Raw genomic sequence first — 233 nt, forward strand, 5'->3', positions numbered from 1 at the left:
AGCTCTGGAAGTCATCGTCATAGGTCGCGATGCTGGTGCGGATCGCGGCTCTCCACTGGTCGCCGCGATCCCATGCTTCCGTAAAGGCAGAAGCAAGATCGGCATACTGGCGGTTCGCGATCATCGCCTCGATGATCGATCTGGCCTGAAGCCGATCCTTCGCGCTCTTTGCGGTCGCATCGCGATCCGCCTTCCGGCGGGATCCGACGATGAGCTTGTGGATGGCGTATCGT

The 233-nt window shown here is 60.5% G+C and carries 1 protein-coding gene; it reads right to left on the reverse strand.

Translation table 11 applies throughout. The features are described from left to right. On the reverse strand, positions 1-233 hold a 233-nt coding region (locus FNJ47_RS49085; RefSeq protein WP_249778694.1), incomplete at both ends, for a GSU2403 family nucleotidyltransferase fold protein.

The sequence above is a fragment of the Bradyrhizobium uaiense genome (assembly GCF_010811875.1).
In the GTDB taxonomy this organism is placed as follows: domain Bacteria; phylum Pseudomonadota; class Alphaproteobacteria; order Rhizobiales; family Xanthobacteraceae; genus Bradyrhizobium; species Bradyrhizobium uaiense.